19 protein-coding genes are annotated in these 16,172 nt (G+C 55.7%); 6 read left to right on the top strand and 13 right to left on the bottom strand.

Annotated elements, in window-relative coordinates:
• Positions 1-206: 206 nt before the first annotated feature.
• The 5 genes from ACYQ04_RS11515 to ACYQ04_RS11495 all read right to left on the bottom strand — a co-directional run bounded on the left by ACYQ04_RS11515 (position 207) and on the right by ACYQ04_RS11495 (position 6,156).
• Positions 207-1,031, bottom strand: coding sequence for a DMT family transporter (locus ACYQ04_RS11515; protein WP_460129692.1), 825 nt, complete (start codon positions 1,029-1,031; stop codon positions 207-209).
• A 125-nt stretch (positions 1,032-1,156) separates the two neighbouring features.
• Positions 1,157-2,353, bottom strand: coding sequence for a glycine cleavage system aminomethyltransferase GcvT (gene gcvT / locus ACYQ04_RS11510; RefSeq protein WP_460130221.1), 1,197 nt, complete (start codon positions 2,351-2,353; stop codon positions 1,157-1,159).
• A 44-nt stretch (positions 2,354-2,397) separates the two neighbouring features.
• On the bottom strand, positions 2,398-3,621 hold the full coding sequence (locus tag ACYQ04_RS11505) for an ABC transporter permease (RefSeq protein ID WP_460129691.1): 1,224 nt from the start codon (positions 3,619-3,621) through the stop codon (positions 2,398-2,400).
• Positions 3,614-5,467 carry a COG1361 S-layer family protein gene (locus ACYQ04_RS11500; RefSeq protein ID WP_460129689.1) on the bottom strand — a complete coding sequence of 618 codons (1,854 nt, stop codon included), beginning with the start codon at positions 5,465-5,467 and terminating at the stop codon, positions 3,614-3,616. The genes ACYQ04_RS11505 and ACYQ04_RS11500 overlap by 8 nt, the downstream gene beginning before the upstream one ends.
• Positions 5,464-6,156: an ABC transporter ATP-binding protein gene (locus ACYQ04_RS11495; RefSeq protein WP_460129687.1), complete on the bottom strand. Its 693-nt coding sequence runs from the start codon at positions 6,154-6,156 to the stop codon at positions 5,464-5,466. The genes ACYQ04_RS11500 and ACYQ04_RS11495 overlap by 4 nt, the downstream gene beginning before the upstream one ends.
• Positions 6,157-6,248: 92 nt before the next feature.
• On the opposite strand from ACYQ04_RS11495, the gene ACYQ04_RS11490 reads away from it, so the two are divergent.
• The gene (locus ACYQ04_RS11490) at positions 6,249-7,085 is read left to right on the top strand and encodes a universal stress protein (RefSeq protein ID WP_460129685.1); all 837 of its coding nucleotides are present in this window, start codon (positions 6,249-6,251) and stop codon (positions 7,083-7,085) included.
• Positions 7,086-7,174: 89 nt separating this feature from the next.
• Here ACYQ04_RS11490 and ACYQ04_RS11485 read toward each other — a convergent pair whose 3' ends face one another.
• Entirely contained in the window at positions 7,175-7,762 is a 588-nt protein-coding gene (locus tag ACYQ04_RS11485) for an endonuclease dU (RefSeq protein WP_460129683.1), read from the bottom strand.
• On the bottom strand, positions 7,759-8,073 hold the full coding sequence (gene cutA, locus ACYQ04_RS11480) for a divalent-cation tolerance protein CutA (RefSeq protein ID WP_460129681.1): 315 nt from the start codon (positions 8,071-8,073) through the stop codon (positions 7,759-7,761). The genes ACYQ04_RS11485 and cutA overlap by 4 nt, the downstream gene beginning before the upstream one ends.
• A gap of 69 nt (positions 8,074-8,142) precedes the next feature.
• Between cutA and ACYQ04_RS11475 the strand changes: the two genes are divergently transcribed.
• Entirely contained in the window at positions 8,143-8,418 is a 276-nt protein-coding gene (locus ACYQ04_RS11475) for an acylphosphatase (RefSeq protein WP_460129678.1), read from the top strand.
• Here the strand turns inward: ACYQ04_RS11475 and ACYQ04_RS11470 are convergent.
• A complete protein-coding gene (locus tag ACYQ04_RS11470) occupies positions 8,408-8,995 on the bottom strand; it encodes a regulator of amino acid metabolism, contains ACT domain protein (protein WP_460129676.1) in 588 nt (195 codons plus the stop codon). The two genes, ACYQ04_RS11475 and ACYQ04_RS11470, sit on opposite strands and share 11 nt — an antisense overlap.
• Before the next feature lie 107 nt (positions 8,996-9,102).
• Between ACYQ04_RS11470 and ACYQ04_RS11465 the strand changes: the two genes are divergently transcribed.
• The 4 genes from ACYQ04_RS11465 (at position 9,103) to ACYQ04_RS11450 (ending at position 11,835) form a co-directional block, all read left to right on the top strand.
• On the top strand, positions 9,103-9,975 hold the full coding sequence (locus tag ACYQ04_RS11465) for an ADP-dependent ribose-1-phosphate kinase (RefSeq protein WP_460129674.1): 873 nt from the start codon (positions 9,103-9,105) through the stop codon (positions 9,973-9,975).
• A gap of 125 nt (positions 9,976-10,100) precedes the next feature.
• Positions 10,101-10,388, top strand: a complete 288-nt coding sequence (locus ACYQ04_RS11460) for a hypothetical protein (protein ID WP_099209284.1) — start codon at positions 10,101-10,103, stop codon at positions 10,386-10,388.
• A gap of 135 nt (positions 10,389-10,523) precedes the next feature.
• Positions 10,524-11,063, top strand: a complete 540-nt coding sequence (gene tfe, locus ACYQ04_RS11455; protein ID WP_099209285.1) for a transcription factor E — start codon at positions 10,524-10,526, stop codon at positions 11,061-11,063.
• A 40-nt stretch (positions 11,064-11,103) separates the two neighbouring features.
• Positions 11,104-11,835, top strand: a complete 732-nt coding sequence (locus ACYQ04_RS11450) for a DUF2110 family protein (RefSeq protein WP_460130219.1) — start codon at positions 11,104-11,106, stop codon at positions 11,833-11,835.
• Here ACYQ04_RS11450 and ACYQ04_RS11445 read toward each other — a convergent pair.
• The 5 genes from ACYQ04_RS11445 to porB all read right to left on the bottom strand — a co-directional run bounded on the left by ACYQ04_RS11445 (position 11,822) and on the right by porB (position 16,170).
• A complete protein-coding gene (locus tag ACYQ04_RS11445) occupies positions 11,822-13,180 on the bottom strand; it encodes a hypothetical protein (protein WP_460129672.1) in 1,359 nt (452 codons plus the stop codon). The two genes, ACYQ04_RS11450 and ACYQ04_RS11445, sit on opposite strands and share 14 nt — an antisense overlap.
• 129 nt (positions 13,181-13,309) lie before the next feature.
• The gene (locus ACYQ04_RS11440) at positions 13,310-14,206 is read right to left on the bottom strand and encodes an Mrp/NBP35 family ATP-binding protein (RefSeq protein ID WP_460129669.1); all 897 of its coding nucleotides are present in this window, start codon (positions 14,204-14,206) and stop codon (positions 13,310-13,312) included.
• A 79-nt stretch (positions 14,207-14,285) separates the two neighbouring features.
• The gene (locus ACYQ04_RS11435; protein WP_460129667.1) at positions 14,286-14,807 is read right to left on the bottom strand and encodes a hypothetical protein; all 522 of its coding nucleotides are present in this window, start codon (positions 14,805-14,807) and stop codon (positions 14,286-14,288) included.
• Complete coding sequence (locus ACYQ04_RS11430; protein WP_460129666.1) at positions 14,804-15,079, bottom strand: hypothetical protein; 276 nt, start codon at positions 15,077-15,079, stop codon at positions 14,804-14,806. The genes ACYQ04_RS11435 and ACYQ04_RS11430 overlap by 4 nt, the downstream gene beginning before the upstream one ends.
• A gap of 95 nt (positions 15,080-15,174) precedes the next feature.
• Complete coding sequence (gene porB / locus ACYQ04_RS11425; RefSeq protein ID WP_460130217.1) at positions 15,175-16,170, bottom strand: pyruvate synthase subunit PorB; 996 nt, start codon at positions 16,168-16,170, stop codon at positions 15,175-15,177.
• Positions 16,171-16,172: the final 2 nt, after the last annotated feature.

The following is a 16,172-nucleotide window of genomic DNA, read 5'->3' as shown; positions in this document are numbered from 1 at the left end:
CTTATTAAAGCAAACCCAAAAACTAACGAGTCACTTGGAGAGGCATGCAATCTATCTTCGCCCTCTCCAACGGTTTGACTCTTTTGGTCAAGCTTTTCCCAAAAGCTTCTTCATCAGCCGTTCCCAAAGGCCGTTAAAAACTTCAGACCGTTCTCACTCGTTCAAAAGTCCCCGACTGATAGCGAAAGATAAAGCCAGTTAAGCGCCTACTCCTCCCTTCCAAGAAGGATTCCCACCACTATCAGAATCAAGCCCAGAACGGTTGTCGGTTCTATCCTCTCACCGAGGATGAGGGAGATGAAGAGCAGACTAAGAAACGGGACGAGGTAGGCGAGGTTCGAGGCAAAGGCAACGTCGCTCTCAACCGCGCGGTACCAGAGGAGGTAAGTAACGCCCATCTCGAACAGGCCGACGTAAATCGCGCCGGCAATGCCCTTCAGGGGAGGCAGTGGAAAGCCCGCGAAGGGCACCAGCAGGGAGGCGTAGAAAAGGGCAAAGGCGAAGTTCCAGAACATCTTCTCCTCAAGCCTCCTGCCGTCCCGAACGTTCAGGAGCCAGTAGGCGGCCCAGATTAGGGCGCTTCCGAGGCCGAGGACATCCCCGACTGGATTCGAAAGGCCGAGAGATAAAAGCCTGCCCCGGGTTGCAACGATAAGGGCACCGAGAAAGCCAAGAAAGAGGCCAAATAATGTCTTCAGGGCGAGTTTTCTCTTAAGCAGGGGGACGGAAAGCAGAACGAGCGCCAGGGGCCAGGTGTAGTTGAGCGCCTGCGCCTCCTGGGCGGGAAGAAGGTCGTAGGCCGAGAAGAGGACGGTGTAGTAGAGGAGGAGTACGAGGCCAAGGTAGGCCGAGCGTAGGTTTTCTCTGGAGGGCCTGAAGCTCCGGAAGTAGAGGGCACCGTAGAGAACGAGCGACGTCAGAAATGCCCAGAAGAGGAGCTGGAGCGGGCTCATGTAGCGGAGTGAGAGCTTGAAGGCGCTTGCAACCGTTGACCAGAGGAGAACGGCACCGACGGCGTGTTTTTTGGACATGGCATTAACTCATTTTTGGAGAATATAAATTCAGCGATTTTAGTCCCCCAATAAAATTTGGTTCTGCCCCCAGGACCAGGTAACGCCCCCATTACCTAAAAGGGTTTTGGAGAAAAGAAAAAGAATCACTCCTCCCTGAAGAGGCCGTACTTCTTGGGGTCGTAGAACGGCGGTGCAACTGTTACGGCCTTCTTGGGCTTGCCCCTGATTTCCACCTCGATTTCGAGGCCGGGCTTCGCGTACTCTTCCTTCACGAAGGCTATTCCGATTCCTATGCCGAGGAGCGGCGAGAGCGTTCCGCTCGTGACCTCGCCGATGACATCGCCGTTCGCGTAGACCTTGTAGCCCTCCCTCGGGATTCCCTTGTCGGTCATCTTGAAGTGGACGAGCTTCCTTCCCAAACCGCGCTCCCTCTGCTTGAGGAGTGCCTCCTTACCTATGAACTCCTTGTCCCAGAATATCGCGAAGTCGAGGTTGGCCTGGAGCGGGGTTACTTCGTCGATGTCCGTGCTGAGAAGCTGTAACTCCTTCGTCTCGTTGCCGTAGAGCGTGTAGCCGGCTTCAAGCCTGAGCGTGTCGCGGGCGCCGAGTCCGGCCGGCCTTATGCCGTACTTCTCGCCCTCCTCAAGGATTCTCTCCCAGACGTGAAGGGCCTTCTCCGGTTTACCCCTCTTCTCGGGGTCGGGGTGGTAGGGGTTCGCATCTTCGATGTAAACCTCGAAGCCGTTCTCGCCGGTGTAGCCGCTCCTCGAGAGGAGCATCTTTATTCCGTCGAGCTCGACCCACCTGGCCTGGAACCACCACATCTCGTTGATGTCTATGCCAAAGAGGTCCTTGGCTAAGTCTCTCGCCTTCGGTCCCTGGACGGCGAACATGGCCATGTCGTATGTTTTGAGCTCAATCTCAAGGTCGAGTTCGGTGTACTGCTCCACCATGGCCTTGAGGGAGGTGAACCAGGCGTAGAGCTTCTCGAAGGCGTCGCTGTCACATATCATCAGGTACTCGTCGTTACCCATGTTGAATATCAGCGTCTCGTCTTTGATGGCCCCCCTCTCGTTGAGGACGAGCGTGTAGGTTCCGCTTATGGCGGGGGGCTTGCTAACGTCGTTGGTCGTCGCGAACTGGAGGAACTTGAGGGCATCCTTTCCGCGGAAGAGTATTTCACCCATATGAGAGGTATCGAAAACGCCGACCGCGTTCCTAACGGCGAGGTGCTCCTCCTTTATGCTCGAGTACCAGATTGGCATCTCCCAGCCAGCGAACTCCTCAACCTTCTTGGCGTGCTCCTTATGCCAGTCAAATATGTGCACCCTTTTGACCATGGCAATCACCGTTCAAACTTGAACCTGAACGTTATAACCCTTTCTCACTCGACGTGCCTTATTGCCTCGGCTGGATTGAGGTCGGCGGCTTTCTTGGCGGGGTAAACGCTCGCGAGGATTCCTATCAAGAACGTTATCCCAAAGGCTATCGCAACGACTTTCAAATCAACAACGGGACCGGGCAAACCGGGGGTTTTTGCCCTCAAAACCTGAACGACGACATTGGCGAGAACGACACCAGAAGCGAACCCTATAACGCCACCTATTATCGTGAGCATGATGCCCTCGAGGAGTATCATCTCCAGGATGAACCTCTTCTTGGCGCCGAGGGCCCGGTACGTGCCAATCTCCCGCGTGCGCTCTGTCACGGAGGTCAGGAGGGTGTTTACGACGCCAAGGGCCCCGACTATAAGGGCTATGCTCCCTATCCCTAGGAGCAGGTTGTTGAGCATGTTCTCAATCTGAACGACGACCTCTATCCCCTGTCTCTCCGTTATAACGGTAGCGCTGGGCAGAATGCGCTGGATTCTGGCCTTGACGTAGTCCACGAAGTTTACGTCGTCCACCCAGACCTCGATGAAGCTTATCCTGCCCGGCTCGTTGTACATCTCCTGTAGGGTACCGAGGGGGACGAAAACGCTCGTGTCTATGAAACCCCCGATGAAGCTCTGACCGCTCTCCTGAAAGTTGCCGGAAACCTTGAACTCCCACGGCCTCCCGCTGGAGTCGTAGAGCTTTATCGTCTGGCCCGGGAGTATCTCCCAGTTCAGCGTTCCGCCGCCCTGCTTCTGAATCCGCCCGTTGGCTATCGAGTAGCCGAGCAGAGCTTTGAAGCGCGAGCCCTGGGGGATGAACTGACCCCTCTGGAGCTGGGGGCCGGTTAGGGCGTAAAACCTCTGCGCGTCCCGCGGAACGATTCCCATGGCGGTGACGGGAACCTCCCAGCCGCGGTACTCCATGACGGTGAACTTAACGAGAACGGGGTTTATTGCCTCAACATGGTTTATCTTGGCTATCTCACCGGCAACGCTCTGGTTTAAGGTGCTGGTCCCTATGGTCCAGATGGAGGCGCCCATACCCGGGAGGACTATTATCACGTTGCTCGTGCTCTGAAGGGTTCTGCTTATCGAGAGCTGGAAGCCCTCGGCGATTGATATCAGGGCCGTAATGGAAGCTATCGCTATGATTATGCCGAGCATCGTGAAAAAGGTTCTGAGCTTTCTTCTGTGAAGGTTCCGGAAGGCTATCTTCAGAACTTCCCTATCCACGGCCCCGCCTCCAGAGCAGGATTATTAGGAGCACGGCTAGGGCCGCCCCGAGGTAGTAGTAGCGCCTGTCCTTCGACGGCTCGATACCTGCGGGAATCTGAACCTCAAGCGTCTCGTTGAAGCTCACGAACCTACCGTTGGGCGTCATGTAGGTAATCCTGACGACAACGGGGTACCTGCCAGCTTTAAGGGTCGAGTTGAGGATGACGAAGTTAACGCTGTCGTAGTCCATGGGCTCAACGCTTCCCACGTAGCGCTCACCGAGCGGGAACAGCCTCAGGGTAGGGGAGCTTATCGAGACAGTAACTCCCCTCGCTGGAGCCTTCCCGTCGTTCGCGATGTCAACCTCGAAGTTGTACCTCCCGTCGCTCATCCAGACGTTGCCCACGTAGGCCTTCAGCTTGGGGAAACCTTCCACATGGACTCCAAAAGTTGCCTGGGACTTGTATTCCACCCCGTTTTCATCGTAGTACGTTATAACCACGTAGAGCGGGTATATGCCGTTGGACACGTCCTTGACCGCAAAGCTGAGGTTTCCCTTGACGGTGCCGTTCGCGGGAATCTCTTTGAAGTACAGAACGCTCTGCCTACCTATCGGGTAGATGCTGGGCTCCTCAGGGGGCGTCTGTCCCGTGGGAAACAGGGAGTAGCTCTGGCTCTCCTCCTGGGGTTTGCTCGGGAGAACGGCGACCTTAACATTGTAAGCGGGGGCGTTGCCCACGTTGGAAACAGCGAGACTGAGCGTGAAGTTAGAGGAGGGTGAAACCGGACTTGGCTTCGACTTGAAGAGGACCACCTCAACCTTCGGCCGCGAAACGTCGCTGAGGGGTATGCCAACCTCCACCTCCTCCTCTTTCGCTATACCGTTTTCATCGGTGTACTGCAGCTTTATGTAGAGCGGATAGACGTCGGGCCGCACGGTCTTCGAGGCTATGAGGAGGAAGTGAAGCGTCCTCGTCTGACCCGGGGCGAGTACGTCGGTGTACTTAACGGGGCCTTCCCTGTAGACGGCGAACGGTATCTCCTGGGTAAACGTGGGAACCGTGAGCGTGGGAAGGAGGGTTTTCTGGGGCTTTTCACTGCTCTGGACCACAGGCTGGGTGTAGAGGGAGACCTTAACGAAGCGGGCGAGCTGGTCGCCGACGTTTTTAATCGTGATGTTAACGCCGAAGATTCCGCCCACCTCAACGGGGGGAAAGCTCACGTTGGTTACAACGACAGCGGCACCGTTCAGGGGGATGTATGCGATGTACTTAGGGGCAAGGATTTTGAGGGAGACGCTCTCGTTGGTCACGTTGTAAACGGTGACCTCAACCTCGTGCCAGTAGTGCGGCCCGGGGCCGAAGTAAGCGTAGTCCACGAAACCGTCCCGGTAGTAGCGCATGAAGACCTTGCCGTCCCTCTGGCCGAGGACGGACAGGGAAACCGGGCCGTAGGAGAACGTCGAGTTGTAGCCCGTAGTGCCGGAGAACACCGTCGTTGGACGCGAGTAAATCGCCACGTACGCAACCCGGGTCTTGGCGGGCTGTTTCAGGTAGACCAACGTTATCTTGATGTCACCGTAGGTAAAGGACTGCCCCTCCTGAAGGGAAAACGTGACGACGCTGAAGTTCGAGTTGTCCCTCAGTTTGAACAGAACTATCGGATTCGAGGACGAGACCCCGTAGAGAAAATCAACGAGGGTGAGCGTGTAGTTCCCGAAGCTAATCGACCGGCCCATCCCGAGGTAGCCGGAGAAGACCTCCAAGTAGCCGGGCTCCCCCGAAGAACTGGAAGAACATGAGACACCGGGGAGTAGGGGAAGCAGAAGAATGAGCACGATTGTAAAAACGGCAACGCGCCTCATAGGTTCTCCACCTCGTAGAGCTTTCCGTCCCTAATCCTCAAAACCCTATCGGCTTTTCTGGCGACGTCAAGGTCATGAGTGACGACGACGAAGGTGGTTCCCTTCTCGCGGTTGAGTGTTTTCATGAGAGAAACTATCTCCTCCGAGGACCTCGTGTCGAGGTTTCCAGTCGGCTCGTCCGCGAGGATTATGCTCGGCTCGTTGGCGAGGGCCCTCGCTATGGCAACGCGCTGTTGCTGACCGCCGCTCATCTCCGTTGGCTTGTGCTCTGCCATGTGGGGGATTCCAACGAGTTCGAGGAGACGTTTTGCGCGCTCGACCCTCTCCCTGGGAGGAACCCCCGCCAGAATCATCGGGACCTCAACGTTCTCAAGGGCGGTGAGGATTGGGATGAGGTTGTAGTGCTGGAAGACGAAGCCGATTTTCCAGAGCCTCATCTCGGAGAGCTCATCATCGTCGAGCCCGATAACGGACCTGCCGTCAATGTAGAGTTCGCCGGAATCAGGAGTGTCCAGAAGGCCGAGGATGTTGAGGAGCGTGGTCTTACCGCTACCGCTCGGCCCGATGATTGCCACGAACTCACCGGCCCGAATCTCAAGGCTCGCCCCCCTGAGGGCCGGAACCGTTACCCTGCCGAGCTTATAGCTCTTGTAGAGCTCGACAGCTTTTAAAACGATTTTTTCACCCATGATTGAAACTCAGAGAGGAGGCTATTAACTTTATCCTCGAAACCTCGGAAGTTCTAAATACGATGACGCCCTATAGAATACGAGGTGATGTCATGTTTGAAAGAATCCTCTACCCAACCGACTTCTCAGACGTATCGCTCCACGCCCTCAGGCACTGCATCCCCAAACTCTTCGAACTCGGTGCCAAGGAGCTCTACCTCCTCCACGTCATCGACATAACCGTTGCGGAGCTTGAGGCGTTTGAGCTCGAAGAAATCTACCGCGAGAAGCTTGAAAAGCTCGCCGAGGAGCTGAGAAAGGAGGGAATCAACGCCAAGGCCGACGTGAGGGTGGGAATTCCATCGCTCGAGATAGCGGAGGCGAGCGAGGAAGCAGGGGTTGACCTCGTCGTGACGCCGAGCGTCGGTGAGAACGTGTGGAGGCAGATGTTCATGGGGAGCACCGCCTCGAACCTCGCGAGGGCCACCAAGAGGCCGGTCCTCCTGCTCAAGTACGTCAAGAAGGACGACTCCTACGAGCTGGCCGTTGACTGCTCCGAGCTCTTCAGGAGGCCTCTGGTTGCAGTGGACTTCTCAAAGTGCTCAATCAAGATAGTCAAGACCGTCCGGAAGTTTGAGGAGCTAATAGAGCGGGGAATACTCCTGCACTCTGTCGACTACGGCAAAGTTGACGAGCTGGAGCACAACATCGAGATAGCCAAGAAGAACCTTGAGAAAACGGCGAAGGGTGTCAAAGCAGAGTTCGAGCTCGAGGTCATGGTCGGAACCGCGAGCCAGGCGATAATAGGAACGGCACTTGCGAAAAATGCAACGCTCATAGTCATCGGCAAGAAGGGCAGAAGCGTTCTCAAGGATTTGATACTCGGTAGCACGGCGGAGAGGGTCATGCGGGACTCGAAGCTCCCGGTCCTCCTCGTCCCGTGCGAATAGCCTCAGACTGGAACGGCTTCCTCATCAACTCGGTAGCTACCCTGTTGCCATCATCGGCTGTCCTTCCCTATTTTTCCGGCCTTATAAAGCTACTCCTTCGTGCTTTCTCCGGTCATAAAGGCACTCGCCATTATGTGCGCCAGGCGGAGTGGTTCAGGAATCAGGCCAGTCTTCGTGGTTACCCTGACGACCTCAAAGGCGACCTCCGGAGAAACGCCGAGTGCCTGGACGTAGAGCTTTCCGGGAATCATCTCGAAGAGCGGGGGAGCCTTCCTCAGGAGTTCAACCCTCTCCTCCCAGTCCGGGAAGTGCTTCCTAAGCGCGAGCTCCATGGCGTTTAAATCGGGCCTCGTCCTCACGACGACGATTACCGGAAGGCCGGTCTCGCGGTGAAGCCTCTCAAGGTCAACGACGTTGAAGCCCCCGTAGGTTATCCCCTTGAGCATAACAACCCTCAAATCCTTGAAGCGAGACTCGTTCACGGCATCAATCAGCTTCTCGGTTGCATCTGTCCCGTCGACGGTTATCCACCTCGAAACGGCCCCGACGACCTCTTTTGAGCCCTTCATGACGACACCGAAGAGAACCGTCTTTCTTCTTTCAAGCTTGGAAGAAAAGGAGAACGTCCCGTCGTCGAAGCCAACGACCCTTATCTCGGGCTTCACCTTGCGAATCATCCGAACAGCACCCTCGCCATCCACTCCGAGTACTCCCTGTTGAGCTTGTCGAGGTCAATCCTCGCTATCAGCGGGACGTCATAGGGGTGGAGCTCCCTCAGCGCGTCCCTCAAAGCCTTCCACTTGCTCACCTCTGTCTTGAGAAGGGCTCCAATCTCCTTACCCTCCTCTATCTTGCCCTCCCACCAGTACATTGCCTCGTGCTCCCTCATGTTGGCGCAGACGATGAGCTTCCTCTCGAGGAGCTCCCTGACGACTTTCCTGGCGCTCTCCCAATCGGGGAAGGTCGTGTAGACGAACACAGCCTCCATCGGACACCCCTGAGTTAGTGGGCGGGTAAAGCTTAAATCCCTTGTGGAGAACTTGAAACGGGATGGTGTATGGCGAGGGTCAGAGCGCACCTCAGGATATACGGGCGCGTTCAGGGGGTCGGCTTCCGCTGGAGCATGCAGAGGGAAGCGAAGAAGCTCGGGGTTTCCGGCTGGGTCAGGAACCTGCCGGATGGGAGCGTTGAAGCCGTTGTGGAAGGCGAGGAAGAGAGGGTCGAGGCGTTGATTGGATGGGCCCATCAGGGACCGCCACTGGCAAGGGTAACGCGCGTCGAGGTAAAGTGGGAAGAACCGGAGGGACTCGAAGGCTTCAAGGTCACCGGTTGAGGGCCTCTATGAGAACCCTCTTCGGGCAGTACTTGACCTCACAGTAGTTGCAGACGAGCTTTTCCTTCTCCTTCTCCGGCGTGTGGAGTATGAGCCTCTGGAAGCCGTGGATGTCCTTTATCTTTGCGAAGGTCTCCACGGGGAGCGTTCCGTCTATGACGATGAATATCTTGCTGGTCTCCTCCCTCAGGTTCCTGCCGAAGACCTCCATCACCGGAACGCCGTTCTCCGCGAGAATCCTCATGACCTCGGCGAAGGCCCCCTGGTAGTCCTCCTTCTCCACGTCAATCTCAAGCACTTCCCAGCCCATGAGGGGGGCGACGTCTATCAAGCTGGGTAGCGGGTTGAGGCGCTCGAAGATGAGCTTTAGCGGGTAGGTTTTCTCGATGTACTCGATTGTGTGGTAGATTATCTTCCTGTTGACGCCTATGGCTCGAGCGAGCTCGCTTATCGGAACCTCAACGTTCTTGAGGTAGATTTTACCGTTTTTAACGCTGAGTCCGTTCTCGAAGAGGAACTCGGCGACCTTCCTCCTGGCAGGGTAGTTCTTGAAGTAGGCCTCAAGTATGAGCATCATCTTTGTTCACCTCTTACTCATACCTGGGTAGAAATGGATATTTAAATCTTTCCCTGGACAAAGGTTATAACGTCCAACACCGTATTGGGGATTCTGGAGGTGGTGGAATGCTCGACGTGATAGGCATGGGAAACCTCAACTACGACATAATCTTCCTGCTCGACCGCTTTCCCGAGTTCCACGAGAAGGTCGTCTCCAGGGAGGCCCACTTCGGCCTAGGCGGTGCGGCTGGAAACACGATAAGCTGGCTCGCAACGTTCAGCCTGAAGACCGGCTTCATCGGGACGGTTGGAAGGGACGAGATAGGAGAAGCTCACCTGAAGTACTTTGAGAGGCTCGGCGTCAATACAGGTGGAATAGACGTCGTTGACGTTCCATCGGGAGTGGCCGTTGCGATGGTCCACGGGGACGATAAGAGGATAGTCAAGCATCTTGGAGCGAACTCCCTCAGGAAGTTCAAGCCGGACTACGCGAGGAAGGCCAGGTTCCTGCACCTCTCGTCCAACCCACCGGAGCTCATCGAGGAAGCCGTTCGCTTCGCCAACGCCAGTGGGATTCCGATTTCGGTAGATATCGGAGAGGCAACGCTACCCAGGGAAGTGGAGGGAATGATTGATTACCTCCTCATGAACGAGGACGAGTACAGGAGAAAGTACGGCTCGCTCGACACCTCCCTCAGCAACGCCAAGAACCTGATAATAACGCTCAACGGGGGCGGGGCGATAGTTCGCGAGGGGGATGAAACATTCGAGGTTCGTGGACTGAGCGCGAAGGTCGTTGACAGCACCGGTGCCGGCGATTCCTTCGACGCGGGCGTAATCTACGGAATCCTGAGGGGATGGTCACTCAGGGATTCGGCAAAGCTCGGCATGCTCCTGGCGTATCTCACCGTCCAGAAGGTTGGGGCGAGGAGTGCAATAGTTCCGCTTGATGAGGTGGTCAAACTGTCAAAGGAGCTGAACCTCGATTTGCCGTGGTGATATCCCTGACCTCCTCCCCGCCCTGAAGGGCGAGGCTTTCAAAAGAAAGATGTAACCCCTCGGAAAACCTTAAAAATTCGGGTTTCAAAAAAGGTTAGGGAGCCGGAAGAGCGGAGGTGAGTCCTTTGGAAATAGTGATTGACAACTTCAAGCCAAAGATAACCAGACCCTTCAAGAGGAAGAACGAGTACTGGGTCAAGCTCATCCTTCCCGAGGGAGAGGAGTACATAATGAAGTTCAAGAGCCCCCTCGAGGCGGAAGACGCCATCTACGGCATGCTTGACGACCTTCAGGTCTACGGGGGTAAGGTCAAGCTCAAGCTCCGCGAGGGAAACGTTATCGAGGAGATTAAGGTTCTCGAACTCTACAAGCCGTCCGCGAAGGAACTCCTCAACGAGTACTTCAACGACTAACGTCCTTTTCTGTTCATTATAGTTGTCGTTTTGACAGGAAACTTATATATATCCCCGCACCCAATAGTTCTATTGGGGTCTACCCGTTTAACCAAACGTTGGACGTCTGGTTTAATGCTTTTGGAGGTCGTCCCAGTGGCAAGGCGAAAGAACAAGGAGCTCATTGAAATAGCGCGGGACATAGGCGGAGACGAGGCCGTTGAGGTAGTCAAAGCCCTCGAAAAAATGAAAGAAGCCACCGACGAAGAACTCGCCGAGAAAACTGGAATCAGGGTGAACACCGTCAGGAGGATTCTCTACCAACTCAATGACCAAGGTTTAGCGGACTTCAAGAGAATCCGCGACCCCGAGACGGGATGGTATTACTACTACTGGCGCCTTGAAACCAAGAGACTGCCCGAGATAATAAAGGCCCGAAAGATGGCCGAGCTGAAAAGGCTCAAGGAGATGCTTGAAGAGGAGACCAGCGAGATTTACTACTGGTGCGGCGAGGAGGGCCATCCGAGGCTCACCTTCGACGAGGCGATGGAGTACGAGTTCCAGTGCCCGATATGCGGCAAGATGCTTATGCAGTATGACAACAGTCGAATTGTCGAGGAGCTCAAGAAGCGCATAGAGGAACTTGAAATCGAGCTCGGCATCAGGAAGAAGCCGAAGAAGAAAAAGAAGGGTTGAAATAAGGGAATGGTTCCAATGAACTTCGGGGATGGTGAAGATGGAAGACGTGGTTATTCTGGAGAAGGTTTACGGTGACAGGAGTGGTTTTGACAAGCTCCACAGGAAGCTCCGCTCCCTCCTGGGAGATTTGGAGGTTGAGTGGAAGTTATCGGCAACGACCAAGAACTGGGTTAAGGTCAGCCTCAGCGGTGAGGACGAGGAAATCAGCGCGAACCTCGTCAGGGACGAGTTCGGTGAGGTTCCCCACAGCCTCAAGAACGTTGAGGTGGGGAAGACTTACTGGGGACGCTTCATAGACCTCGGCAAAGTCGGCTACGGCGCCTACGTTGACATTGGAATCTTCAAGCCGAAGCCCAAGGACGCGCTGATTCCGCTCTACTACCTCAAGAAAACCTTCGGCGACATGCCCGTGAGGCAGATGATTCGGGAGTTCGGCTGGGTGGACAACCTGCCCGTGGAGGTCGAGGTGACGAACGTTGAGTTCGGCGCCAGGGAAGTGGAGTTAGCCTTCAGCGACGCCCAGCTGAAGAGGATTAAGGAATGGTTGAGCGACGGCTACGACAAGCTCTTCATAACGGGGACGATAAGCGAGAAGGTTGAGGAGGCGCTCATCAAGACCGGCCACGGCAGGGACGTAAAGAGAATGGAGGAGCTCGGTTTAATGGAGACGCTACTCGTCCTCAAGAAGGGAACCCAGGCCCCAGGAATCATCAAGGCAATCGGCCCGCACCTGAAAGGGGCCGTCTTCGGTGCAATCAAGTTTGAATGACAGAGTGAACGAGCCTGACGGCGAGTATCGAAACGAGGGTTAGGGCATAGGGGAAGAAACCGCCCACGAAGGGAGCAATTGCCAGAAATGCCAACGTTGCAAGGGTTATGAAGGCCGTCGGGCCCCTCCACCTTATTCTTCTCAGTCCTGTTAACAGGGCGTAGAAAATCACGATGAGGCCAAGAAGAGCCTGCTCAATAAGAGTTTTTAGGAAGGATGCGTGAAGAGAGAAGTGAATCCATCTCGAAAGCCAATCAAAACCGTAAAGCCTGCAGACAAACCAGAAGCCTAACCAGACCAAGAGGAGATAAGAGAGGTTCCGCAGCTTCCTGCCGGGGTACGTGAGGGCAAAAAACAGAGGAAAGAGAAGGATGTAGGGATTGAAAAAGGATGCCAAAAGCGTCACCATCGAAAGCAGGAGTATCTCAACAGTTCTGCGCAGACCGGGCAGGAAAGAGGCGTTCGTCATTATAACGATAGAGAGGAGCATGAGAACGATTCCTGGAAGAGACGTTCCAACGGTTGCAACGTGGGAGCGAAAAGCCGGCGAAGAGAAGACCAGGCCAAAGGCAAGAAAACCCAGCTCCCTCTCGCGCCTTGGAGCAACGTAGAAGAAGAGACCCGTGAGGACCATAAGAAAAAGCCAGTGGGCCAACCAAAGGTTCTCATCAATCGGCGGAACGATGGATAGAACACCGCCGATTATTGCGCCGAGGGGGGAACTCGGGGTTGAGCCGGCCGCGACGGAGAGAGCCTTGAAGAAGACGCCCAAAAAGGCCCCCGACACCTCAGGCCTCTCGGAGAGCGTAAACCACACGAAGATTAACGAGAGCCCAAGGAGGAAGAACCTCGCGGAGTAACTCCTGTCCCTCCTGAGGCTGAGGCCAAAGACGAGCAGGAGCAGAAAGGAGAAAATTGAGAAAACCAGAAGCGAGACCACAGGGGGGTTCCATATCTCAGAGAAAGCCTCGTGCGTGAGGTAGATGTTGTCCTTGCTCCCCGTGATGAAAACCGTGCCGTTGAGTACGATTACCATGGGAGAAAGCGAGGCACTCTGAGGAAGGCCCGTCAGGTTCCAAAGCCTCTTCATCTCGGGGTTCTCGTAGACGTTTCCGACGAGAACGAGCGTGCCGTTCCCGTGCTCAAGGACTTCACCGAGCTTGGCGTCAACGTAGCGGGCCCAGCCCTTTGCCCAGTAATCCCTGCCCGAAACAACACGGTAGGTTGCGTTGGAGTGTATGAAGCGTGTAAAACTGGCCTTATCGGGATAATAGCTAACCCCACCGGCCGAAACGAGCGGTGAAACGAGCAGGAGGAGCAAAATCAAAGCCAAAGCCCTTCTCATCCTCTCCCCGGGATAGGTAGGGGAAGGGGTTAAAAAGCTTAACGTAGCCTGGTCCAGCGCGGCCCCATCGCAGCGGCTCCCGCCGGCCTGAGCCGCGCCCGGGAAAGAATGAGTAGAAGGAGTTAAAAATCACTCGGTTTTCTCTTCGCTCTCCTCGCCCTTGAGCTCCTCGAGCTTCTTCACGAGTTTCTCCGCGAGCTCCATGAAGGCTCTCGCGGCGGGGGTGTCATCGTAGAGGACTATTGGAATGCCGGCGTCGCTTGCCTCCCTCGCCTTGAGGTCTATCGGAACCTCACCGAGGAAGTCAACGCCCTCCTTTTCGGCGAGCTTCTTGCCCCCGCCCTTGCCGAAGAGGTCAATCTCGTTGCCACAGTGCGGGCAGATGAGGTAGCTCATGTTCTCGACGACGGCTATGTATGGAACCTCCATCTTCTTCATCATGTTCACTGCCTTGCCGGTGTCAAGTAAAGCAACCTCCTGGGGGGTAGTGACGATAACTGCTGCATCGAGCTGGACGTTCTGGACGACGGTGAGGATTTCGTCGCCAGTTCCGGGCGGGAAGTCGATTATCATGAAGTCGAGCTCGCCCCACTTGACGTCGCCGAGGAGCTGTTTGATGGCCTTGGTGACGAGGGCACCGCGCCAGATGATAGGCTGGTCCTCCGGAACGAGGAAGCCCATGCTCATGACCTTGATGGGTGTTATCTGACCCATGAAGTCGGCCATCGGCGGGAGCATCTCGAAGCGACCGTCTTCCAGCCTCTCCGCCAGAACGTCAGCCTTGTCCACGCCGAGCATCTTTGCAACGTTCGGACCGTGTATGTCCGCGTCGAGCAGGCCGACGTAGTAGCCCTTCTTCGCGAGTGCCGTGGCAAGGTTCACCGCGACGGTGCTCTTTCCAACGCCACCCTTACCGCTGAGAACCGCTATCTTGTACTTCCACTTCTTCTGCTTCTCCTTTATCCTCTCCGTGAGCGGGTCAGCGCCCAGACCACCTATGTTGAGGGTTGGAGCCTTAATCGTCATCTTACACCACCGACGAGAATAGTTCGGTGAACTTAAAAACCTTTGTCCCAAAAAGGGTAAGATTGGTCAAAAATGGGTATCATTTTGCGCTCGATTCTATCGCGTCAAGCACGACGCAGACGTGGGTAAAGTAGACCTCACCGAGGTGCCTGAGCTCCGAAACGTCCCACTCACTAAGCTCCTCGTGATTCGAGGCGTAGGATTCGATTGCCTCAAGCACGACACTCTCGGCACGGTCCCTAACATCCTCAAGATGGGTGAAGAAGCAGTAGATATCATCGAGTCTGAACTCGAATATCGCGAGGGAGCCGGCCCCTATGAAGTTAATCCTGAAGCATCCCCCATCGGCGGTCCCTTCACCGAAAGGCAGGTCAAGGTTGGTGGTGTATGAGCGGTTGAGCTTCCTTGAGGTCAGCTCAACCAGCCTCTGAAGGCGTTTCTTTTCAAGGAGCCGGTTGGTCACCTCTAGGAGCTCGACGTAGAGGTATTCAAGTTGTTTCTTCTGCTCTTCCCTGCGCTTGAATAGCTCTCTGAGCTCACCGCTGACGCGCTCGACGGCTTCTTCCGGAACGCTAGCCTCAACGACGAACGATGCCCTCATGGTATCACCTCCAGGTGCTTGATGGCCTTCCCAACGTCGAGCTTCTCGAAAATCTCCGAGACCTGGGAATCAACGACCTTCAGGGAGTCCACGATTAAACTATACCTCTCGACTCCGGAAGGAGGAATCTCATCTAGGTTTCTGTTGAGCATCATCCTGAAGACATCAACCCTTTCAACGGAGCGAAGTACCCTCTCGAATCTCTCAAAAACCTCCTCAAGCTCACCGCCGTCATCAACTTCAACCCTCACAATCACTGTCATCGCAATCACCCCCGGATTTTAGTCTCCAGGGGAAAGAAAAAACGTTTTTGGTTCAACGGTCTTAAACAACCTTAGAAGAGGAAGAAAAGGTGAAATAAGGAAGCTCACTCCTCCGGCTTCGGGAGGGTGACCTCGACGCCGAGGACCTTCCACATGGCCTTTATCTGCTCGCGCATCACGTCTATCGCTTCCGGCTGCTTGAAGAGGTGCTTGAACCTGCCCTGGAGCTTGAGGTACTCCTCGATGGGCTTCTTGAACTCGATGGCAACGATTTTGCCTCCCTCGCGCTTGACCTTCGCGCCTCCTCCGGGGCTCTGTATCTTGATGTTGTGGAAGTCGCCGTTCTCAATCTCGAAGAGCGGCCAGACGCCGGTCTCGATGGCGAGCCTCGCTATCTCAACGCCCTTCTCGAGCGGGCTCTTCCATCCAGTCGGACAGGTACAGTGAACCTGGACGAAGGCCGGGCCGTCAACCTTAGCGGCCTTCTTCATCTTCCTGACGAAGTCGAAGGGGTTGCCTATGCTCGCGGTGGCGACGTAGGGTATCTGATGGGCTGCAGCTATGAGGGCGACCCACTTCTTGGGCTTGTCCTCACCGATTGAGTACTTGCCGGGCGGTGAGGTGGTGGTCCAGGCTCCGTAGGGGGTTGAGGAACTCCTCTGGATTCCGGTGTTCATATAAGCCTCGTTGTCGTACATCAGATAAACGACGTTGTGCCAGCGCTCGAGCATGCCGCTGAGGGCCTGCATACCGATATCGGCGGTTCCACCGTCACCGCCTATGGCAAGAATCTTGCCCTTGAGTCCCTTCTTCTTCCAAGCTGCGTCTATGCCACTCGCAACGGCGGCCGCGTTCTCGAAGGCGACGTGAACCCACGGGGCCTTCCAGGCGGTGTACGGGAAGACGGCGCTAACAACTTCCATACATCCTGTGGCCTGGGCTATGGCGAAGGCATCGGGGTCGCCGTACTTCTCCTCCATAGCCTCACTAAAGGCCTTGGTGGCAAGCCTGAGAGCGGCGGCACAGCCACAGCCGGCACAGGCGGCGTGGCCCGGTGCCCAGTACTCGCGAGTGGTAACGGGGGGCTTCCTAACGGCCATCT

Source organism: Thermococcus prieurii (assembly GCF_054657655.1).
The sequence above is the reverse complement of the archived record's forward strand: the minus strand, read 5'-3'. Positions and strand labels throughout refer to the sequence as shown.